Origin of the sequence: Pseudomonas salmasensis (assembly GCF_014268375.2) — a bacterium.
Classification (GTDB): Bacteria; Pseudomonadota; Gammaproteobacteria; order Pseudomonadales; family Pseudomonadaceae; genus Aquipseudomonas; species Aquipseudomonas salmasensis.
On record NZ_CP077083.1, the window covers coordinates 2,895,745 to 2,916,341 of the forward strand.

General features: G+C 60.3%; 17 protein-coding genes. 10 read left to right on the top strand and 7 right to left on the bottom strand.

What is annotated here, in order from left to right; all coding sequences use genetic code 11:
- Positions 1-395: 395 nt before the first annotated feature.
- Positions 396-2,318: an esterase EstP gene (gene estP, locus HU731_RS12950; protein ID WP_186607797.1), complete on the top strand. Its 1,923-nt coding sequence runs from the start codon at positions 396-398 to the stop codon at positions 2,316-2,318.
- A gap of 227 nt (positions 2,319-2,545) precedes the next feature.
- Here the strand turns inward: estP and trpE are convergent, their stop codons facing one another.
- The 4 genes from trpE to HU731_RS12970 all read right to left on the bottom strand — a co-directional run bounded on the left by trpE (position 2,546) and on the right by HU731_RS12970 (position 6,819).
- The gene (gene trpE, locus HU731_RS12955; RefSeq protein ID WP_186607796.1) at positions 2,546-4,027 is read right to left on the bottom strand and encodes an anthranilate synthase component I; all 1,482 of its coding nucleotides are present in this window, start codon (positions 4,025-4,027) and stop codon (positions 2,546-2,548) included.
- A gap of 69 nt (positions 4,028-4,096) precedes the next feature.
- A complete protein-coding gene (locus HU731_RS12960; RefSeq protein WP_044269436.1) occupies positions 4,097-4,915 on the bottom strand; it encodes a phosphoglycolate phosphatase in 819 nt (272 codons plus the stop codon).
- The gene (gene rpe, locus HU731_RS12965) at positions 4,912-5,586 is read right to left on the bottom strand and encodes a ribulose-phosphate 3-epimerase (protein ID WP_003194703.1); all 675 of its coding nucleotides are present in this window, start codon (positions 5,584-5,586) and stop codon (positions 4,912-4,914) included. Before rpe ends, HU731_RS12960 begins: the two co-directional genes overlap by 4 nt.
- 84 nt (positions 5,587-5,670) lie before the next feature.
- Positions 5,671-6,819: an iron-containing alcohol dehydrogenase gene (locus tag HU731_RS12970; protein ID WP_186607795.1), complete on the bottom strand. Its 1,149-nt coding sequence runs from the start codon at positions 6,817-6,819 to the stop codon at positions 5,671-5,673.
- A gap of 213 nt (positions 6,820-7,032) precedes the next feature.
- On the opposite strand from HU731_RS12970, the gene HU731_RS12975 reads away from it, so the two are divergent.
- Positions 7,033-8,007 carry an alpha/beta hydrolase family protein gene (locus HU731_RS12975; RefSeq protein ID WP_186607794.1) on the top strand — a complete coding sequence of 325 codons (975 nt, stop codon included), beginning with the start codon at positions 7,033-7,035 and terminating at the stop codon, positions 8,005-8,007.
- Between the two features lie 104 nt (positions 8,008-8,111).
- Here the strand turns inward: HU731_RS12975 and HU731_RS12980 are convergent, their stop codons facing one another.
- From HU731_RS12980 to HU731_RS12990, 3 genes are read right to left on the bottom strand one after another with little or no spacing between them, the layout of a single operon-like run.
- Positions 8,112-8,879, bottom strand: coding sequence for a TerB family tellurite resistance protein (locus HU731_RS12980; RefSeq protein WP_186607793.1), 768 nt, complete (start codon positions 8,877-8,879; stop codon positions 8,112-8,114).
- A gap of 1 nt (position 8,880) precedes the next feature.
- Complete coding sequence (gene murU, locus HU731_RS12985; RefSeq protein ID WP_186607792.1) at positions 8,881-9,555, bottom strand: N-acetylmuramate alpha-1-phosphate uridylyltransferase MurU; 675 nt, start codon at positions 9,553-9,555, stop codon at positions 8,881-8,883.
- Positions 9,552-10,577, bottom strand: coding sequence for an aminoglycoside phosphotransferase family protein (locus HU731_RS12990; RefSeq protein WP_186607791.1), 1,026 nt, complete (start codon positions 10,575-10,577; stop codon positions 9,552-9,554). The genes murU and HU731_RS12990 overlap by 4 nt, the downstream gene beginning before the upstream one ends.
- A gap of 130 nt (positions 10,578-10,707) precedes the next feature.
- Between HU731_RS12990 and HU731_RS12995 the strand changes: the two genes are divergently transcribed.
- The 8 genes from HU731_RS12995 to HU731_RS13030 all read left to right on the top strand — a co-directional run bounded on the left by HU731_RS12995 (position 10,708) and on the right by HU731_RS13030 (position 20,592).
- Positions 10,708-13,509 (top strand): LPS-assembly protein LptD, encoded by a 2,802-nt coding sequence (locus tag HU731_RS12995; RefSeq protein WP_186607790.1) that lies wholly within the window; start codon positions 10,708-10,710, stop codon positions 13,507-13,509.
- Positions 13,490-14,824, top strand: coding sequence for a peptidylprolyl isomerase (locus HU731_RS13000; protein WP_186607807.1), 1,335 nt, complete (start codon positions 13,490-13,492; stop codon positions 14,822-14,824). The genes HU731_RS12995 and HU731_RS13000 overlap by 20 nt, the downstream gene beginning before the upstream one ends.
- Positions 14,821-15,810: a 4-hydroxythreonine-4-phosphate dehydrogenase PdxA gene (gene pdxA / locus HU731_RS13005; protein ID WP_186607789.1), complete on the top strand. Its 990-nt coding sequence runs from the start codon at positions 14,821-14,823 to the stop codon at positions 15,808-15,810. Before HU731_RS13000 ends, pdxA begins: the two co-directional genes overlap by 4 nt.
- Entirely contained in the window at positions 15,807-16,619 is an 813-nt protein-coding gene (gene rsmA, locus HU731_RS13010) for a 16S rRNA (adenine(1518)-N(6)/adenine(1519)-N(6))-dimethyltransferase RsmA (RefSeq protein ID WP_186607788.1), read from the top strand. The genes pdxA and rsmA overlap by 4 nt, the downstream gene beginning before the upstream one ends.
- Positions 16,620-16,813: 194 nt before the next feature.
- Positions 16,814-17,194: a Co2+/Mg2+ efflux facilitator ApaG/CorD gene (gene apaG / locus HU731_RS13015; RefSeq protein WP_003194726.1), complete on the top strand. Its 381-nt coding sequence runs from the start codon at positions 16,814-16,816 to the stop codon at positions 17,192-17,194.
- Entirely contained in the window at positions 17,194-18,045 is an 852-nt protein-coding gene (locus HU731_RS13020) for a symmetrical bis(5'-nucleosyl)-tetraphosphatase (protein ID WP_186607787.1), read from the top strand. The genes apaG and HU731_RS13020 overlap by 1 nt, the downstream gene beginning before the upstream one ends.
- Positions 18,046-18,054: 9 nt before the next feature.
- Positions 18,055-18,384 carry a thiosulfate sulfurtransferase GlpE gene (glpE, locus tag HU731_RS13025; protein ID WP_044269456.1) on the top strand — a complete coding sequence of 110 codons (330 nt, stop codon included), beginning with the start codon at positions 18,055-18,057 and terminating at the stop codon, positions 18,382-18,384.
- A 285-nt stretch (positions 18,385-18,669) separates the two neighbouring features.
- On the top strand, positions 18,670-20,592 hold the full coding sequence (locus HU731_RS13030; RefSeq protein ID WP_003194732.1) for a PrkA family serine protein kinase: 1,923 nt from the start codon (positions 18,670-18,672) through the stop codon (positions 20,590-20,592).
- The last annotated feature ends 5 nt before the right edge of the window (positions 20,593-20,597 follow it).

Below are 20,597 nucleotides of genomic sequence, written 5' to 3' on the forward strand. Positions count from 1 at the left end.
GAATTCACTGATTTCAAATGACCGCCTTCCAAGCGTGTGACCCGCTGCCAGACGCACGTTCCGGTTGCCAGGGGGAGTTGGCAAGGGGCGTCAGACAACGGGTGAAGAAGGCAAATCGGTACAGGTCCGGCCAGGCCGGCAGAGAAAAATGTCAGGCGCGCCAACGCCAACGGGCGTGTGCCTTGACTACTCGCATCAAGAGTTTGCTGATGATCAACACGGGGAGGGTCTCATTCATACGTTCAGGCACAGTAACGTAGGCTCGCCAGCGGTGCAATATGGAGCCGCAAATACGGGGGCGCAACGTAGGCGGATTCCGGATTTCCCTACAGAAAATGCCAGAAATTTTGCTAGTGTTTCACTTCCAACATAAAAACAACCCAATGGAATCTTGCATGCTCAGACCAGCGTTTTTCGCCCCCCTTGCCGGCTGCCTCCTGTCATTGGCCTGCGCCCAGGCGTTCGCAGCCCCGTCACCTTATTCAACCATGGTGGTTTTCGGCGACAGCCTGGCGGATGCAGGCCAGTTTCCCGACGGTTCGGCCGGCGCCACATTACGTTTTACCAATCGAACCGGGCCGACCTTCCAGGGTGAATACGGCCTGGTCTCCTCGACCCTGCTGGGTGCAAAACTGGGCGTAGCTCCCAACGACCTGAATGCCTCCACCTCACCGGTTCGCGCAGCCCAGGGTTTGCCAGACGGAAACAACTGGGCAGTGGGTGGCTACCGTACCGACAATATCCTCGACTCCATTACCTCCGTCTCCAATGCTGCGATTCCCCCAGGCAACCCAGGGGGCGGCACTGTGTTGCGCAGTCGCCAGGGCTATCTGCCGGCTAATGGTGGGAGAGCCGACCCGAACGCGCTTTACTTCCTTTCCGGTGGTGGCAATGACTTCCTGCAAGGCCGGGTCCTCAGCCCCGCTCAAGCGGTCGCCGCCGGTGGCAGGCTGGCGGACAGCGCCCAGGCCCTGCAACAAGCCGGCGCGCGTTACATCATGGTGTGGATGCTACCCGACCTGGGGCTGACGCCGGCCATCAACGGCACCCCACAGCAAGCAGCGACTTCGGCACTGAGTAATATTTTCAACCAGTCCCTGGTACAGCGCCTGTCACAAGTGGATGCGCAGGTTATCCCGCTGAACATCCCGCTGTTGTTGAACGAGGCTTTCGCCGATCCGGCCCGCTTCGGCCTCGCCACCGGGCAGAACCTGACCGGCACCTGCTTCAGCGGTAACAGTTGCACCGCCAACCCAACCTACGGCATCGGTGGTACCAACCCGGACCCGACCAAGCTGATCTACAACGACTCGGTCCACCCTACCGTGGCCGGGCAACGCTTGATTGCCGACTACGCCTATTCGCTACTCGCCGCGCCGTGGGAACTGACCTTGCTGCCAGAAATGGCGCAAGGCACATTGCGCGCCCACCAGGACGAACTGCGTAACCAATGGCAAGCAGACAATGGCAGTTGGCAAGCCATCGGCCAATGGCGCGCCATAGTGGCCGGCGGAGGCCAACGCCTGGATTTCGATGATCAGAGCAGCTCGGCCAGTGGCGACGGCAGCGGCTATAACCTGAATATCGGTGGCAGCTACCGGCTCGATGAAAACTGGCGCGTGGGCGTTGCCGCCGGCCTGTATCGGCAGACACTCGAAGCCGGTGCCAATGATTCGGACTACAAGCTCAACAGTTATATGGGCACGGCTTTCGCTCAGTACCAGCAAAATCACTGGTGGGCCGATGCCGCATTGACCGGCGGCAAGCTGGACTTCGACAGCCTCAAACGCAAGTTTGCCCTGGGTGTCAGCGAAGACTCGGAGAAAGGCGACACCGATGGCTGGCTCTGGGCCCTGAGTGGCCGCGTGGGGTATGACATCGCCGCACCGGGTAGCGACTGGCACCTGTCGCCGTTCGTTAGCGCCGATTACGCGCGAGTTGAAGTCAATGGCTACTCGGAGAAAAGCAGCCGCTCCACCGCCCTGACCTTTGACGATCAACAACGCGACTCCAAGCGCCTGGGCGTTGGCCTGCAAGGCAGCTACCGCATCACGCCGCAAACCCAGGTTTTTGGCGAAGTGGCCCACGAGCATGAGTTTGAAAATGACACCCAGAAGGTGAACATCTCGCTCAACAGCGTGCAGGGAATCGACTTCAAGCTGGACGGGTATACGCCTCGCAGCAACTCTGACCGTTTGAGCCTGGGTGTCAGCCACAAGCTGACTCAGGACCTGGCGTTGCGGGCGGCGTATAACCTGAGGAAGGATGACAATTTGACCCAGCAAGGCGTCAATGTCGGGGTCAGTCTGGATTTCTAAATACTGCGCAAAACAAACGTGGGAGCAGGCAAGCCCTAATGCTAGTCAGTTAAGGCTTTTTTGTAGGAGCGAGCTTGCTCGCGAAAAATTCAAAGGCGCTGCGTTTATTCCGCAAGCACGCGCTATCGTTGACGTTTTTCGCGAGCAAGCTCGCTCCTACAGAGGGCGATGACCGCTTAACTGACTGGCATTAGGGCAAGCCCGCTCCCACATTTTTTATTCCAGCTTTAGTCTTGTGGGGTTTGCTCTGCCAATGCCACGGCACGGAACATCGCCCGACGCTTGTTCAGGGTTTCTTCCCACTCAAGGGCCGGCACCGAGTCCGCCACAATCCCGCCACCGGCCTGCACATGCAGCTCGCCGTTCTTGATCACCGCCGTGCGGATCGCAATGGCGGTGTCCATATTGCCGTTCCAGGCGAAATACCCGACGGCGCCACCATAGACACCACGCTTGACCGGCTCCAGTTCGTCGATGATTTCCATCGCACGGATCTTCGGCGCCCCCGACAATGTGCCCGCCGGCAAAATCGCCCGCAGGGCGTCCATCGCGGTCAGCCCGGCCTTCAGCTCGCCGGTGACGTTGGACACGATATGCATCACATTGGAATACCGCTCGATGACCATCTTCTCGGTCAGTTTCACCGAGCCGATTTCCGAGACACGCCCGGTGTCGTTGCGCCCCAGGTCGATCAACATCAGGTGTTCGGCGATTTCCTTTTCGTCGCTGAGCAGGTCTTCTTCCAGCGCCACGTCGGCCTCTTCGGTCGCGCCACGGGGACGCGTGCCGGCAATCGGGCGCACGGTGATCAGGTTGTCTTCAACCCGCACCAGCACTTCTGGCGAACTGCCCACAACGTGGAAGTCGCCGAAGTTGAAGAAGTACATATACGGCGTCGGGTTGAAGCAACGCAGTGCGCGGTACAGGTCAATCGGCGCCGCCTTGAAGTCGATGGACATGCGTTGCGACGGCACCACTTGCATGCAGTCACCGGCGAGGATGTATTCCTTGATGGTATCGACAGCGCGCTCGTAGTCAGCCTGGGTAAAGCTTGAGCGGAACACCGGGTCGGCCGCGGGTGGGCGGCTGAGGTCCAGGCCGCGACGCGGGGTGATCGGCTGGCGGAGTTTTTCCAGCAACGCTTCCAGGTTGGCCTGGCCTTGTTCGAAGGCATCAGCCTGGGCGGGGTCGGCCAGGACAATCGCATGCATCTTGCCGGCGAGGTTGTCGAACACCACCACCGCGTCGGACACCATCAGCAAAATGTCCGGCACGCCTAGCGGGTCCGGGTTCGGGCATTTGCCCAAGCGCTTCTCCACATAGCGCACGCAGTCATAGCCGAAGTACCCCACCAGGCCGCCGTTGAAGCGCGGCAGGCCAGCAATGGTCGGCACGTTGTAGCGCGCCTTGAAGGTTTCGACAAAGGCCAGCGGGTCTTCTACGTCATGGCTTTCGATCTCCACGCCGTCATGGGTGATGCTCACATGATGGTCGTGTACCCGCAGCACCGTGCGGCACGGCAGGCCAATGATCGAGTAACGGCCCCACTTCTCACCGCCCTGTACCGACTCGAGCAGGTAAGAGTTGGGCTCGTCGGCCAGCTTCAGGTAGATCGACAGCGGCGTATCGAAGTCGGCCAGGGTTTCGCAAGCCATGGGGATACGGTTATAGCCGGCAGCGGCCAAACGCAGGAATTCTTCGCGGGTCATGAGGTGCCTCGTGGTGTGAGGGTCAAACAGTCAGGTAGGCAAACGTGCCGCACACGCGGCGAGGATCAGTCAGGCGCGCCAACGCCAGCGGGCCAGGGCCTTGATGACTTTCATCCAGAGTTTGCGAGTGACCACCACGATGGAATTTCCAGAAGGGGACGAATCAATGTCGGGCAACGTTATCTCAGCGCCAGCGCCCAAGCAACCGGGGATTAGCAGTCGCAGGTCATCAATCACCAGCGCTGGGGACTCCTCGGCAATCGGCCTGCCATGGTTGTAACCATAACTCAAGGCCACGCACTGCACGCCCGCCGCTTTCGCCGCCAGCACATCACTGCGCGAATCGCCGACAAACAGCGATTGAGACGCTGGGATATTGGCCATTTTCATCACGAAAAACAGGGCCGCCGGGTCGGGCTTTTTCTGCGGCAAGGTATCGCCGCCGATGATCCAGCGGAAGTAGCGACCGATTTTCATCTGGTCCAACAACGGCGCAACGAAGCGCTCCGGCTTGTTGGTGATCAGGGCCATTTCCACGCCCTGCTTGCTCAACCACTTGAGGGTGTCGCGCACGCCGGGGTAAACCACGGTCAGTTCGTGGCTGCTTTCATAAGCGGCATTGAACAGTTCCAAGGCATGTTCTGCCTCGACCTCATCCACGCCCGTGGCATCGATGTCGTTGGCCAAGGCCCGGCGCACCAACATCGGCGCGCCATTGCCAACCCATTCGCGCACCGACTCGATCCCCGCCGGCTTGCGCCCCAGCTTGAGCAGCATCTGGTCCACGGCGGCCGCCAGGTCGGGTACCGAGTCGATCAAGGTACCGTCCAGATCGAACATCACCAGCCGTGGCAATTTGCCGGGGAACAACTGCTCAAAACCGCTCATGGACGCGCCAGCGCCAGTTCGGCACGCATCTTGTCGATGACGGCCTGGTAGTCCGGGGCGTTGAAGATCGCCGAGCCGGCCACGAAGGTATCGGCACCCGCAGCGGCGATCTCACGGATATTGTTGACGTTGACCCCGCCGTCGATCTCCAGGCGGATGTCACGCCCTGACGCATCGATCAGCGCACGGGCTTCACGCAGCTTGTTCAAGGTGCCAGGGATGAACTTCTGCCCGCCGAAGCCTGGGTTGACGCTCATCAGCAAGACCATGTCGACCTTGTCCATCACGTACTCAAGCACGCTCAGCGGCGTGGCCGGGTTGAATACCAGGCCTGCCTTGCAGCCGCCTTCGCGGATCAGTTGCAAGGTGCGGTCAACGTGCAACGTGGCTTCCGGGTGGAAGGTGATGTAGGTCGCACCCGCCTCGATGAAGTCACCGACGATACGGTCTACCGGGCTGACCATCAGGTGCGCATCAATCGGCGCGGTGATGCCGTACTTGCGCAACGCGGCGCACACCATCGGGCCGATGGTCAGGTTGGGTACGTAGTGGTTGTCCATGACATCGAAGTGCACGAAGTCGGCACCGGCGGCCAACACCTTGTCCACTTCCTCACCCAGGCGGGCGAAGTCGGCAGAGAGAATCGATGGAGCAATGACGAAGGGCTGCATGACGCACCTTTTTTGAGCTAAATCACGATGGCGCGCATTGTATACCTCATGCTTTGCTGCGCGCACCGTGACCTATCTCAACGGTTAGTAAGCTGCCCGGTAGATTTTTTCGATATCGGCGGCGCTGAGCTTGCGCGGGTTGTTGCGCATCAATCGTTCAATGCCCGCAGCTTCGCTGGCCATGGCCGGGATGGCGTCCTCGGGCACGCCGAAACTGCGCAGGCCGGACGGGATCTCCACTGCCGCACACAGTCGCGTCATCGCCTCTACCGCCTGGTCGGCAGCGTCATTCACACTCAGCGCGGCAGTATTGACGCCCATGGCCTGGGCAATGTCCTGCATGCGCTCGACGCAGGCCAACTTGTTCCAGTGCATCACATACGGCAACAACAGCGCGTTGCTTACGCCATGGGCAATGTTGAAGCGCCCACCCAACGGGTACGCCAGTGCATGCACCGCACCGACGCCCGCGTTGCCAAAGGCCATGCCGGCCATCAGGCTGGCGGTGGCCATGTCGTCACGGGCCTGCAGGTTCGCCGGGTTGGCGTAAGCCTTGGGCAACGCGCTGGCAATCAGCTTGATTGCGCCGATGGCCAGGGCGTCGGTGATCGGCGAGGCATTCAGCGACAGGTAGGACTCGATGGCGTGCACCAAGGCGTCTACACCACTGGCGGCCGTGATACCCCGTGGGCAGGTCAAGGTCATTTGCGGGCTGATCAGCGCGACATCGGGCAACAAGTAATCGCTGACGATGCCTTTTTTCAGCTGTGCAGCCTTGTCGGACAGTATCGCCACATTGGTCACCTCCGAGCCGGTGCCCGCCGTGGTGGGGATGGCGATCAACGGCGGGCCTTTGCGCGGCACCTGATCGACGCCAAACAAGTCCGCCAGCGCGCCGTGATAACCGGCATACGCCGCCACGCTCTTGGCGATGTCGATGGCACTGCCGCCGCCCACGCCGATCAGGCCGTCATGCCCGCCTTCGCGGTAAGCACGCATGCAGTCTTCGACGATGGCAATTTCCGGGTCGGGCAGCACGCGGTCAAAGATTTCGTAGGCTCGATCGCCCAGATGCTCCAAGGCCAGCGCCACGGTGCCGGACTGGACCAGCGCGGCGTCAGTGACGATCAGCGGGTTATCCACATCCAGGCGCGTGAGTTCGGCAGCCAATTGTTCGATGGCACCTGCGCCGGTCAGCAGTTTGTGGGCGATCTTGAATGAGGAAGTACTCATGTGCGCGGCCTCTTATGAATGATGGGCTGGCACAAGAATAGCTGCCCCTGACGTGTTGTCTGCCATTCATTGGTTGAATGGTGGCGCCGCGCCCATCAAGGCAGCGTACAAACCGCCGATAGCCTGTTGTTAACGAGAACCGCGCCTCATCCCCCTGACAAATACCGACCAACCCATTAGGCTGCTGGAATCACTTCTGGCCGGGAATCAACGATGCTTTTTCTTCACCGTTCGGCACTGCCAGCATGGTGCCTGTCACTTCTGTTTATCAGCGTCTTGCCTGTTCAGGCCGACGAAGCGCCCTCGCCTGCCGTCGAAAAACCGGCTGAGCGCCAGCCCTTGCCCGAGCGTAGCCAGCAAGAAGCCAGCGCGCTCGAACGGCAAGTGCCGCAGCAGGAGCAACAGCAATTGCAGGCTGGGAGCGATTCGTTCCTGGCGCTGTGGAAACCTGCCAACAGCGCCGAAGCCGAGGGTGTGGTGATCCTCATACCCGGTGCTGGGGAGAACGCGGACTGGCCGCAGGCCATCGCGCCTCTGCGGCGCAAGTTGCCGGACGCCGCCTGGGGCACCCTCAGCCTGTCATTGCCTGACGTCAATGTAGACACCCTGCCGCCACGGGTCATCGAACCGCCGACAGCGGCGGTCGATACCAGCAGCAAGGACGGCAGCACCGCTGCCAAACCGGTCGAACAGGCCGCCAGTGCCGAGGCCGAAGGCACTGACCCGGCGGTGGTGCCGGGGGCGGATGAGCAGGACAAGACCGACGCCAAGCGCATCTTCGACCGTATCGACGCCGCCGTCGCCTTCGCCCAGACCCAAAACGCCCGCAGCGTGGTGTTGCTCGGCCATGGCACCGGCGCCTGGTGGGCGGCCCGCTACCTGAGCGAGAAACAACCTTCTCAAGTGCAGAGGTTGGTGATGGTGGCCGGCAAGACGCCCGCGGCTCGCCAACCAGACCTGCAACAACTGGCGCCGGTTTTGAAGGTGCCCACGGCGGACGTGTTCTATCAAGAGGGCGCCCAAGACCGCAAAAACGCCCAGGAACGACTTCAGACGGCCAAGCGCTCGAAGAATGACGGCTATAAACAGGTGTCGCTCACGGCGTTGCCCGGTAATAGCGCGGCCGAGCAAGAGCAGTTGTACCGCAGGGTTCGGGGATGGTTGAGCCCGCAGGGCAGCGCAGACTGACACTCCGCTATCGGGGCAACATCGCTCTCTGTAGGAGCGAACTTGCTCGCTCCTACAGGGTATTAGGGCTTGCCCCTCCCACATGGAGTTGAGTGGCGATAGCCTCAGCGAAAATCCCGCCGCTCACGAATCAACGCATAGGCGTTATGCAACTCTCGGGTTCGCTCGGTCGCCTCACGCACTTGCGCGGGGCTGGCTCCCGTGCCGGCGATCTTGTCCGGATGGTGGCGGCTGAGCAGGCGGCGGTAGGCGCGCTTGATCACCGATGGTTCAGTGGTTGCCGTCACCCCCAAAATACGCAACGCCTCCTGATAGGCACCGCCACGATTGGCCAGTGGCTTGCGCTCCGGCGCGTAATCGCTCGCCAATGCCTGCAGCTGTTGCGGCGTCCAGCCCAACCACTTGCCCCACTGGTCGATCAGGTCGCGCTCGGCAGCATCCGCCCGACCGTCCGCCCACGCCATGCGCCAACAGGCGCGCAGCACGCCCTCCGCCGCATGGGGCTGCGTCTTGAGCACCCGTAGGTAACTGCGTACCCGGTCGCTGCCGGACTTACCCCCGTTGAAGGCGCTGATCGCGCGGCGCTGGGCCGGCTCAGTCATGTCCAGTGCGCGCATTTCCTGGCGCGCTTGCTGGATATGCCCATCGACTACCCGGCCGTTACTCTTGGCCAAGCGCCCCAGCAGCACAAATAACAGTTCATCGTTGCGCAAAGCCGGGCGCCCACCCAGGCGTTCACGCAACTGCGCCCAACTGTGCAGTTGCAGGCGGCGATCCAGCGCCTGCCCCAGCAATGCCCCCAACAAAGCCCCCGGAATACTGGCAATGGCAAAGCCAGCCCCGGCGCCGATCAGCGTCCCTGGCCACAACATCCTACTGCCCCGCTGTCAGCAAGGTTTCGACCTGCGCCAGTCGCTCCAGCGTCCCCACATCCACCCAGCGTCCCGCCATGTGCTCCCCCGTTACCAGACCTTTGGCCATCGCCTCGCGCAACAGCGGGGCCAGCTTGAAGGCACCGGCGCTGCAACCCGCGAACAACTTGGGGTCGAGCACTGAAATGCCACTGAAGGTCAGGTTATCGGCACCGGGCGCGGCATCATGAAGCACACCGTGATCCAGGTAGAAATCCCCGCCCGACGGGTGGTGCGCAGGGTTGTCGACCATCACCAAGTGCGCCAGGCCCCGGATCGGCTGCTTGAGCTGGGTGAAATCGTAGTCCGTCCAGATATCGCCATTGACCACCAGAAACGGTTCGTCGCCCAGCAGCGGCAATGCCTGGAATATGCCGCCCCCCGTTTCCAGCGGTTCACCCTCCGGGGAGTAGCGGATGCGCAGACCGAACTGGGCACCGTCGCCCAGGTAGCTTTCGATCTGCTCGCCGAGCCAGGCGTGGTTGATCACGATCTCGATAAAGCCGGCCTTCGCCAAGGCTTCAAGGTGATACTCGATCAGCCGCTTGCCGCCGGCTTGCACGAGCGGTTTGGGCGTATGCAGGGTGAGCGGGCGCATGCGCTCGCCCTTGCCCGCCGCCAGGATCATCGCCTTCATACGCTGGCCTCGGCAGGTTCGCGCAGGCTGGCGAGCAATTCGCCCAGGTCACTCAACTCAGGTCGGTCCGCCAGCACCGCGTCTATATAAGCAAAGAAACGCGGCACGTCGGCCAGGTAGCGGGGCTTGCCGTCGCGGTGGCAGATACGCGAAAAAATGCCGATAACCTTGAGGTGACGCTGCACGCCCATCAGGTCGCTGGCACGCAGGAACTCTTCAAAGTCGTCCTGTACGGGAATCCCCAACTGCCCGGCGCGCTGCCAATAGCCGCGCTGCCATTCACGCACGCGGGCCTGGGGCCAACTGAGGAAGGCGTCCTTGAACAGGCAGGTGATGTCGTAGGTCACCGGGCCGTAGACCGCGTCCTGAAAGTCCAGCACGCCGGGGCTTGGCTCACTGATCATCAGGTTGCGCGGCATGTAGTCGCGGTGTACCAGCACCTTGGGCTGGGCCAGGGCGCTGTCGATCAACTGCTGGCTGGCACGTTGCCAGAGGGCTTGTTGCTCAGGGTCGAGGTCGATGCCCAGGTGACGACGCACGTACCATTCCGGGAACAGTTCCAGCTCGCGACGCAATAAGGCCACGTCATAGCTGGGCAACGGCGCATCCATCGGCAATTGCTGGAAAGCCAGCAGCGCGTCGATGGCATCGGCAAATAATTGATCGGCATTTTCACCGTCAATCACGTCCAGATAGGTTTTTCTGCCCAGGTCATTGAGCAAAAGAAAGCCACGGGGCAAATCTTCTGCATAAATTTTTGGCACATTTATTCCCGATTTCGCGAGCAAATGCGCAATATCGACGAAAGGTTTGCAGTTTTCCTGGGGGGGTGGCGCGTCCATGACGACGAACGTATGGGCACCGCCCTCCCATCGAAAATAACGCCTGAAACTCGCGTCGCTGCTGGCCGCGGTCAATGTGGCCGGGGGCACGGGGCCCCAGTCCTGAGCGTTGAAGAGGATCGGCAACTGCTCATCCAGCCAGACTTCCAGCTGTTGTAAACGTAGATCGTGCTCGGGCATTACAAGGGTCTCCGACGGCGCTAGCCGTCAAGCGGGGCATGCTTTATTATCACGCATCTTTTTCAGACCATCGAGAGGCGTGCGGCCCAAACCGCGGGCAGATGGCACGCAGGAAGCCCGGACTAATAAGATGGCATTGAAATCCCCCGCGTTTCGTAGAAAATTTCCGTTGCTGGTAACCGGCAGTCTGCTGGCCTTGCAACCTTTCGCCACCTCATTCGTGGTCGCCGCGGAACAGTATGACTGCTCAGTCTCTGCTTCGGGTGCCTGGGATTGCGCGCCGAAGACGGCCGCCGCCCCATTGCCACCGCGCCCGGTGCATGACGGTGCTGCCGTCAGCTCGGCCAACAGCACGCCGCAAGGCAAAGCTGGCGGCAGCGTCGACGCCGAACCCAAGACCATGCTGGTCACCGAATCCAAGGGCCGCGGCCTGCGTTCGCGCAGTGCTGACTACAGCCACCTGGACTGGGTACCTCGCGACAAGCTGACCGCAGCACAGCTGGCCGAAACCGGCCCTTACTGCGGCGGCGCGTACATCGAGCCGACTCGTCCTGGCATGAACGACAAGACGAACAAGAGCGATGCACCGACCTTCATCGGCGCCAAGGCCTCTCGTTACGAGCAGGAGCAGCAGGTCGCTACCCTGGCCGGTGACGTGGTCATGCGCCAGGGCAGCATGCAGCTGGAAGCGGACGAAGCCAGCCTGTACCAGGCCGAGAACCGTGGCGAACTGAACGGCAAAGTGCGCCTGCGCGACAACGGTGCCCTGATCGTGGGCGACCATGCCCAGGTTCAGCTCGACACCGGCGCCGCCCAGATCGACAACGCCGAATACGTGATGCACAAGTCGCGCATCCGCGGTAACGCGCTCTACGCCAAGCGTGCAGAGAACGCGATCATCCGTCTCAAGGACGGTACGTACACCACCTGCGAGCCGGACAGCAACGCCTGGCAGCTCAAGGGCAACAACATCACGCTGAACCCCGCCACCGGTTTCGGTACGGCGACCAACGCGACGTTGCGGGTCAAGAACATCCCGATCCTGTACACCCCGTACATCTACTTCCCGATCGACGACCGTCGTCAATCCGGCTTCCTGCCGCCGAGCTTCAGCACCGGTGGGGAAACTGGCTTTACGCTGGTAACGCCGTACTACTTCAACCTGGCACCGAACTACGATGCCACGTTGTACCCGCAGTACATGACCAAGCGCGGCATGTTGATGGAGGGCGAATTCCGCTATCTGACCAAGTCGAGTGAAGGGCAGTTTGGTGGGGCTTACCTCAACGACGACAATGACGAGCGGAAGAAGCAGACCGATTACGAAAAAACCCGCTATATGCTCAATTGGCAGCATAAGGGTGGGCTAGATTCGCGTCTGACGACCTTGGTCGATTACACCAAGATCAGTGATCCGTTCTATTTCCAGGATTTGAAGTCCTACCAGGAAGGCGTTCAGAGCCAGGACTTCCTGAACCAACAGGGTACCGTGAGCTACCGTGGCGACAGCTACCAGGCTGCCGTGAACTTGCAGTCGTACCAACTGGCAACGATTTCCCAGATCACTCCGTATGATCGACTACCGCAAATTACATTTAACGGCACCCTCCCGTTTCAACCGGCAGGGTTGAACTTCTCCTATGAGACAGAAGCAGTCAGGTTTGATCGTGACCTGCGTAGCGGTAGAGTTCGCAACCAGGATGGTGGCCCGTTTAATGCTGATGGCACCATCGGAGAGCGTCGCCTGGATGAAAACGTAACAGGTCTGACCCGCGCAAACGGTACTCGCCTGAACGTTGCACCCGCCGTCTCGTACCCGATGAACTGGAGCTACGGCTTCATCACGCCGAAGTTGAAGTACGTCTATACCAAATACGACTTGGATCTCGATGGTAAAGGCAAGGACCAAATGGCCTTGGCCGGCCAGACGTTTAACAGCTCGCAAGATCGCTCCGTGCCTATCGCCAGCATCGACAGCGGCCTGTACTTCGACCGTAAAACCAATTGGTTCGGCAAAGACTACAACCAGACCCTCGAACCTCGTGCGTTCTACCTCTATGTGCCGAACAAAGATCAAAGTGACATTCCGGTCTTCGACACCAGTGAAAACTCTTTCAGCTACTCCTCGCTTTTCCGGGATAACCGCTTCAGCGGTTCCGACCGTATCGGCGACGAGAACAAGCTGTCCTTTGGCCTTACCAGCCGCTGGATTGAAGAAAACGGTTTCGAACGTCAACGTGCTTCCATCGGCCAAGCGGTGTACTTCAAGGATCGCGAAGTTCAATTGCCGGGCGTAGATGCCAAGACACGTGATGATGCGCACTCGGACGTATCTCCTGTTGCACTGGAGTACGAGTTCCGCTTCAACCGCGACTGGCGCGCCACAGCCGACTACAACTGGGATACCGAGACCCATAGCCCTCGCTCCGGCAGCGCAATGTTCCACTACCAGCCGGAAGACAACCCGAACAAGGTCGTCAACCTGGGCTACCGCTATCGCAACGACCAGGTTGTCTACAACCAACTGACCGGCAAATGGCAGTTCGGCGGTGACTTTGGCCAGGAAGGTGACAAGGATTTTGTGAAGGATTACTACAAAATCCAACAACACGACTTCTCGATGATGTGGCCGATCGTTCCGCAGTGGAACCTGATCACCCGCTGGCAGTATGACTATGCCCGCAACCGTACCCTGGAAGCCTTCGGTGGTTTCGAGTACGACAACTGCTGCTGGAAACTGCGCGTCATCAACCGTTACTGGGTTTCCAACGACGAATACACGCAGCTCGCCCCTCAGAACGAAAAGGGTGACCACGGGCTCTTCTTCCAGATCGTCCTTAAAGGACTCGGCGGCCTGACCGGCGCCAAGGTAGAGAGCTTCCTCGACAAAGGCATTGAAGGTTATCGTGAACGTGAAGACAAAGCTTTCTGAGTGTTTGCGCCCGCTAGTGCTGGGCGCGCTGTTCCTGGGTACTGTTTCGGCACACGCCGCAGTTCAACAGCTGGATAAAGTAGCGGCCATCGTCGACAACGACGTGATCATGCAGAGCCAGCTGGACCAACGGGTCAAGGAAGTTCAGCAAACCATCGCCAAGCGTGGCGGTGGTGTACCACCGAGCAGCGTTCTGGAACCCCAGGTGCTGGAGCGTCTGATCGTCGAAAACCTGCAATTGCAGATTGGCGCCCGTTCCGGCATCCGTATTTCGGACGAAGAATTGAACCAGGCCGTTGGCACCATCGCTCAGCGTAACAACATGAGCATTGATCAGTTCCGCGCCGCCCTGGCTCGCGATGGTTTGTCCTATGAGGACGCCCGTGACCAGATCAAGCGTGAAATGATCATCAGCCGTGTGCGCCAGCGCCGTGTGGCCGAGCGGGTTCAGGTGTCCGAGCAGGAAGTGAAGAACTTCCTGGCCTCGGACCTGGGCAAGATGCAGCTCTCCGAAGAGCTGCACTTGGCCAATATCCTGATCCCAACCCCGGACGGAGCCAACTCTGAGCAGCTTAATGCCGCCGCCGCTAAAACCCAGGCGATCTACGAGCGCCTGAAAGCGGGTGCAGATTTTGCCCAGATGGCCATTGCTCAGTCCGGCAGCGACAACGCTCTTGAAGGCGGTGACATGGGCTGGCGTAAAGCTGCTCAATTGCCACCTCCGTTTGATCGCGAATTGAGCGCCATGGAAGTCGGCGGCATTACCCAGCCAGCACGCACTCCGGGTGGTTTCATCATCCTGAAGTTGCTGGAACGCCGCGGCGGCGAGACCTCGCTGAAAGACGAAGTCCATGTTCGTCACATCCTGGTCAAACCGAGCGAAATCCGCACCGAGGCCCAAACCAAGGAACTGGCCCAGAAGATCTACGACCGCATTGAAAGCGGTGAAGACTTCGCCACCCTGGCCAAAAGCTTCTCGGAAGATCCAGGTTCTGCCCTTAACGGCGGCGACCTGAACTGGATCGACCCGAAAGCCCTGGTGCCTGAGTTCCAGCAGGTCATGGCCGAGACGCCACAAGGCGTATTGTCCAAGCCCTTCAAGACTCAATACGGCTGGCATGTGCTGGAAGTGCTTGGCCGTCGCGCCACGGACAACACCACCCAGGCCCGCGAGCAACAAGCCCTGACCGTGTTGCGTAACCGCAAATACGACGAAGAGCTGCAAACCTGGCTGCGTCAGATCCGTGACGAAGCGTATGTAGAGAACAAGCTGCCAGGCGCCGAGCAAACAGGCACCGACCAGGCACCCCAGTGAAACCCCAGCGTTTCGCGGTGACACCCGGCGAGCCAGCCGGCATTGGTCCAGACCTGTGCCTGCTGCTCGCCTCGCAACCCCAGCCACACCCCCTGATTGCCATTACCAGCCGCGACCTGCTCCTTGAGCGGGCCGCGCAGCTGGGTGTGGCCGTCAACCTGCTGGACGTGGCGCCGGGCGACTGGCCCGACCTGCCGGCGCCGGCCGGTAGCCTGTATGTGTGGGACACCCCGCTGCAGGCCAAGGTGGTGGCCGGGCAGTTGAACACGGCCAACGCGGCATTTGTGCTAGAGACGCTGACCCGTGCGGGCCAAGGCTGCATCGACGGCGACTTTGCCGGCATGATCACCGCTCCGGTGCACAAAGGCGTGATCAACGAATCCGGCATCGCCTTTTCCGGCCATACCGAATTCCTCGCGGAACTGACCCATACCGCTCAAGTGGTGATGATGCTCGCCACCCGTGGCCTGCGTGTGGCGCTGGTGACCACCCACTTGCCGCTGCGTGAAATCGCCGATGCCATTACCGCCGAGCGTGTGGAGCGTGTTACGCGCATCCTGCACAGTGACCTGCAACACAAATTCGGCATTGCCCAACCGCGTATCCTGGTCTGTGGGCTCAACCCCCACGCCGGTGAAGGCGGCCACTTGGGCCATGAAGAAATCGACATCATTGAACCGACATTAGAGCGCCTGCGCCAAGAAGGCATGGACCTACGCGGCCCATTGCCTGCAGACACTCTGTTTACCCCCAAATATCTGGAGCACTGCGACGCAGTGCTGGCGATGTACCATGACCAGGGGCTGCCCGTGCTGAAATACAAAGGCTTCGGCGCCGCAGTCAACGTGACACTGGGCCTGCCGATCATCCGCACCTCCGTCGACCATGGCACTGCCCTGGACCTCGCAGGCAGCGGCAAGATCGATACCGGCAGCCTGCACGTGGCCCTGGAAACCGCCTATCAGATGGCCGAGACCCGTATATGACTGAGCATTACCAACACCGGGCGCGCAAGCGCTTCGGGCAAAACTTCCTGCACGACGCTGGCGTGATCGACCGTATCCTGCGCTCCATCCACGCCAAGCCAGAAGACCGCCTGCTGGAAATCGGCCCGGGCCAGGGCGCGCTGACACAAGGCCTGCTGGCCAGCGGTGGGCAACTGGACGTGGTGGAACTGGACAAGGACTTGATCCCGATCCTCAACCAGCAGTTCGCCGGCAAAGCCAACTTCAACCTGCACCAGGGCGACGCGCTGAAGTTTGACTTCAACAGCCTTGGCGCTGCGCCCAACAGCCTGCGGGTGGTGGGTAACCTGCCGTACAACATTTCCACGCCGCTGATTTTCCACCTGCTGAACAACGCAGGGATTATCCGCGACATGCACTTCATGCTGCAAAAGGAAGTGGTGGAGCGCCTGGCCGCAGGCCCTGGCGGTGGTGACTGGGGCCGCTTGTCGATCATGGTCCAGTATCACTGCCGCGTGGAGCACCTGTTCAACGTCGGCCCGGGCGCGTTCAACCCGCCGCCGAAGGTTGATTCGGCCATCGTGCGCCTGGTGCCGCATGCCGTGCTGCCGCACCCGGCCAAGGATCACAAACTGCTGGAGCGTGTGGTACGCGAAGCGTTCAACCAACGCCGCAAGACCCTGCGTAACACCCTCAAGGCCCTGCTGAGCAACGCCGAGATCGAAGCCGCTGGCGTCGACGGCGGCCTGCGCCCCGAGCAACTGGACCTGGCCGCGTTCGTGCGCCTGGCTGACCAGCTTGCCATCCAGCCAGCGCCAACAGCGGAATGACAAAACTGTAGGAGCGAGCTTGCTCGCGAAGAATTAACAGGCGCCACGTTTTTTCAGACTGAACGCGTTATCGTTGACGACCTTCGCGAGCAAGCTCGCTCCTACAGAGCATCAGACAGCATGTCTGGCCTAGTGCCCTCCTCTTGGCCTAGACTGACCCGCATCTGCTGTCCTTCGCTTTTAAGGCCTCTTGCATGTCCGATCCTCGCTATCAGATAGACGTCAGCGTCGTCACCCGCTTCCTGGCGGACCAATCGCAACCCGAACATAACCGCTTCGCCTTTGCCTACACCATTACAGTGAAGAACAACGGGCTGGTACCGGCCAAGCTGCTGTCGCGCCACTGGGTCATCACCGATGGCGACGGCCAGGTCGAGGAAGTGCGCGGGGCAGGCGTTGTCGGCCAGCAGCCGTTGATCGACAGCGGCGCCAGCCACACTTATAGCAGCGGCACGGTGATGACCTCCAAGGTCGGCACCATGCAAGGCTCGTATCAAATGAAGGCCACCGACGGCCAACTGTTCGATGCAATCATCAAGCCCTTCCGCCTGGCCGTGCCAGGAGCGCTGCACTGATGGCGACGTACGCGGTCGGCGACCTGCAAGGCTGCCTTGACCCTCTCAAGCGCCTGCTGGAGCGCGTAGCCTTCGACCCGGCAAATGATCGCTTGTGGTTGGTGGGCGACTTGGTCAACCGCGGCCCACAGTCCCTGGAAACCCTGCGCTACCTCTATGGCCTGCGTGACTCCTTGGTATGCGTGCTGGGCAACCATGACCTGCATTTGCTTGCGGCCGGCAACAATATCGAACGCCTCAAAAAAGGCGACACCCTGCGGGAAATCCTCGAAGCCCCAGACCGCGCTCAACTGCTCGACTGGCTGCGCCGGCAAAAACTCATGCACTACGATGAAGGCCGCAACATGGCCTTGGTGCATGCCGGCATCCCGCCGCAGTGGACGCTGAAAAAAGCCCTCAAGTGCGCCGCCGAAGTTGAAAGTGCATTGGCCGATGACAACCTGTACACCGCTTACCTCGACGGCATGTACGGCAACGACCCAGTAAAGTGGGACAACGACCTCACCGGCGTCGCCCGCCTGCGAGTCATCACCAACTACTTTACGCGGATGCGCTTCTGCACGGCCGAAGGCAAACTGGACCTCAAAAGCAAGGAAGGCGCCGACACCGCCCTCCCCGGCTACAAGCCCTGGTTCGCCTACAAGGAACGCAAGACCCGTGACACAAAGATCATCTTCGGCCACTGGGCCGCGCTGGAAGGCAAGTGCGATGAGCCCGGCGTGTTCGCCCTCGACACCGGCTGCGTGTGGGGCGGTGCCATGACCCTGATGAACATCGACACAGGCGAACGCCTCGACTGCCAGTGCGAATCGCCCCTTTCCATTACCCAGCCGGCCACCGCCAAGCAATAGGAGCCCGCCATGACCGAATTCAAACGTATCCCTCCCCAAGAAGCACAAGCCCTGCGCGAGCAAGGTGCTGTAGTCGTCGACATCCGCGACCAGCCTACTTATGCCGCCGCTCACATCACCGGCGCCCAGCACTTGGACAACGTCAACATCGCCGACTTCATCCGCGCCGCTGACCTCGATGCGCCGCTGATCGTGGCCTGCTACCACGGCAATTCCAGCCAGAGCGCAGCCGCGTATCTGATCAGCCAGGGTTTCTCCGACGTCTATAGCCTGGACGGCGGGTTTGAGCTGTGGCGTGCGACCTTTCCTGCGGAAATTTCTTCAGGCAATTCGCAATAATTTTTTTCACACCCCGCTACCCCGCGTGATGCTTGGGCTTGCGCCGTTTCTGACGAACGGCGCAGCCAAACTAATTGCGCATCGCGCCTTGACCTCCCGGATTCCGAACTATCCTTAAGCGCAGGCCATCCGAATCAGGGGAGAGCCGGTACACCGGCGTTCGGGTCATCGGTAGCGTTTCAGGGTGTTCTGGGGGGAAAACAGCCATTGGCGTGCGCCAATGACTGCCAGCATCGACTGATTGATCCGGCGTCGGCTCCACGTATCGAGCGAGGTGACGACGTCATGAGTATCTTTAGCCACTTCCAACAACGCTTCGCGTCCACACAGCAGGAAGAACTCACGCTTCAGGAGTATCTCGAACTGTGCAAACAGGACCGCAGCACCTACGCCTCTGCCGCCGAACGCCTGCTACTGGCGATTGGCGAGCCAGAACTGGTGGAAACCGCCAATAATTCGCGCCTGTCGCGGATATTTTCCAACAAGGTGATCCGCCGCTATCCGGCCTTTGAAGACTTCCATGGGATGGAAGAATGCATCGACCAGATCGTTTCCTACTTCCGCCATGCCGCCCAAGGCCTGGAAGAGAAGAAGCAGATCCTCTATCTGCTCGGCCCGGTCGGCGGAGGCAAGTCGTCCCTGGCCGAAAAGCTCAAGCAATTGATCGAGAAGGTGCCCTTCTATGCGATCAAGGGCTCGCCCGTCTTCGAGTCGCCCCTGGGCCTGTTCAACGCCACGGAAGATGGCGCGATCCTCGAGGAAGACTTCGGCATCCCGCGGCGCTACCTCAACACCATTATGTCGCCCTGGGCCACCAAGCGCCTGGCCGAGTTCGGTGGTGATATCAGCCAGTTCCGCGTGGTGAAACTCTACCCGTCGATCCTTAACCAGATTGGTGTGGCCAAGACCGAACCAGGTGATGAAAACAACCAGGACATTTCGGCGCTGGTGGGCAAGGTCGATATCCGTAAGCTGGAAGAATTCCCGCAGAACGATGCCGATGCCTACAGCTATTCGGGCGCACTGTGCCGGGCCAACCAGGGCCTGATGGAATTCGTGGAGATGTTCAAGGCACCGATCAAGGTGCTGCACCCACTGCTGACCGCTACCCAGGAAGGTAACTACAACAGTACTGAAGGCCTGGGGGCAATTCCGTTCACCGGGATCCTGCTGGCCCACTCCAACGAATCGGAATGGCATACCTTCCGCAACAACAAGAACAACGAAGCCTTCATCGACCGGATCTATATCGTCAAGGTACCGTACTGCCTGCGGGTCAGTGATGAAATCAAGATTTACGACAAGCTGCTGTTCAACAGCTCCCTGGCCAAGGCCCACTGCGCGCCCGACACCCTGAAGATGCTTGCCCAGTTCACTGTGCTGTCGCGCCTCAAGGAGCCGGAGAACTCCAATATCTATTCGAAGATGCGCGTCTACGACGGCGAAAACCTCAAGGACACCGATCCCAAGGCCAAGTCGATCCAGGAGTACCGTGACACAGCCGGTGTGGACGAGGGCATGAACGGTCTGTCGACGCGCTTTGCGTTCAAGATCCTGTCCAAAGTTTTCAACTTCGACCCCCATGAGATTGCCGCCAACCCGGTGCACTTGCTCTATGTGCTGGAGCAACAGATTGAACAGGAGCAGTTCCAGGCCGAAACCCGTGAGCGCTACCTGCGCTTCCTCAAGGAATACCTGGCGCCGCGCTACATCGAGTTTATCGGCAAGGAAATCCAGACCGCTTACCTGGAGTCTTACAGCGAGTACGGCCAGAACATCTTCGACCGCTACGTGCTGTACGCCGATTTCTGGATCCAGGACCAGGAATACCGCGACCCGGAAACCGGCGAAATCCTCAACCGCGTGGCCCTAAACGAAGAACTGGAAAAAATCGAGAAACCCGCCGGCATCAGCAATCCGAAGGATTTCCGCAACGAAATCGTCAACTTCGTACTGCGCGCCCGTGCCAACAACAACGGCAAGAACCCCACTTGGCTCAGCTACGAGAAGCTGCGGGTGGTCATCGAGAAGAAAATGTTCTCCAACACCGAGGACCTGCTACCCGTCATCAGCTTCAACGCCAAGGCCAGCAAGGAGGATCAACAAAAACACAACGACTTCGTCACACGCATGGTCGAGCGAGGCTACACCGACAAACAGGTACGGCTGCTCTCCGAGTGGTACCTGCGGGTTCGCAAATCACAGTAAGGCAG

What these genes read in the sequence shown, in the direction of transcription:
- HU731_RS12960 (WP_044269436.1), bottom strand. Translation starts at nt 4,915, where the DNA reads ATGAGCGGTTTTGAGCAGTTGTTCCCCGGCAAATTGCCACGGCTGGTG.
- HU731_RS13020 (WP_186607787.1), top strand. Translation starts at nt 17,194, where the DNA reads ATGGCGACGTACGCGGTCGGCGACCTGCAAGGCTGCCTTGACCCTCTC.
- rsmA (WP_186607788.1), top strand. Translation starts at nt 15,807, where the DNA reads ATGACTGAGCATTACCAACACCGGGCGCGCAAGCGCTTCGGGCAAAAC.
- estP (WP_186607797.1), top strand. Translation starts at nt 396, where the DNA reads ATGCTCAGACCAGCGTTTTTCGCCCCCCTTGCCGGCTGCCTCCTGTCA.
- trpE (WP_186607796.1), bottom strand. Translation starts at nt 4,027, where the DNA reads ATGACCCGCGAAGAATTCCTGCGTTTGGCCGCTGCCGGCTATAACCGT.
- rpe (WP_003194703.1), bottom strand. Translation starts at nt 5,586, where the DNA reads ATGCAGCCCTTCGTCATTGCTCCATCGATTCTCTCTGCCGACTTCGCC.
- HU731_RS12990 (WP_186607791.1), bottom strand. Translation starts at nt 10,577, where the DNA reads ATGCCCGAGCACGATCTACGTTTACAACAGCTGGAAGTCTGGCTGGAT.
- HU731_RS12980 (WP_186607793.1), bottom strand. Translation starts at nt 8,879, where the DNA reads ATGTTGTGGCCAGGGACGCTGATCGGCGCCGGGGCTGGCTTTGCCATT.
- murU (WP_186607792.1), bottom strand. Translation starts at nt 9,555, where the DNA reads ATGAAGGCGATGATCCTGGCGGCGGGCAAGGGCGAGCGCATGCGCCCG.
- HU731_RS13030 (WP_003194732.1), top strand. Translation starts at nt 18,670, where the DNA reads ATGAGTATCTTTAGCCACTTCCAACAACGCTTCGCGTCCACACAGCAG.
- HU731_RS12975 (WP_186607794.1), top strand. Translation starts at nt 7,033, where the DNA reads ATGCTTTTTCTTCACCGTTCGGCACTGCCAGCATGGTGCCTGTCACTT.
- HU731_RS12970 (WP_186607795.1), bottom strand. Translation starts at nt 6,819, where the DNA reads ATGAGTACTTCCTCATTCAAGATCGCCCACAAACTGCTGACCGGCGCA.
- apaG (WP_003194726.1), top strand. Translation starts at nt 16,814, where the DNA reads ATGTCCGATCCTCGCTATCAGATAGACGTCAGCGTCGTCACCCGCTTC.
- HU731_RS12995 (WP_186607790.1), top strand. Translation starts at nt 10,708, where the DNA reads ATGGCATTGAAATCCCCCGCGTTTCGTAGAAAATTTCCGTTGCTGGTA.
- glpE (WP_044269456.1), top strand. Translation starts at nt 18,055, where the DNA reads ATGACCGAATTCAAACGTATCCCTCCCCAAGAAGCACAAGCCCTGCGC.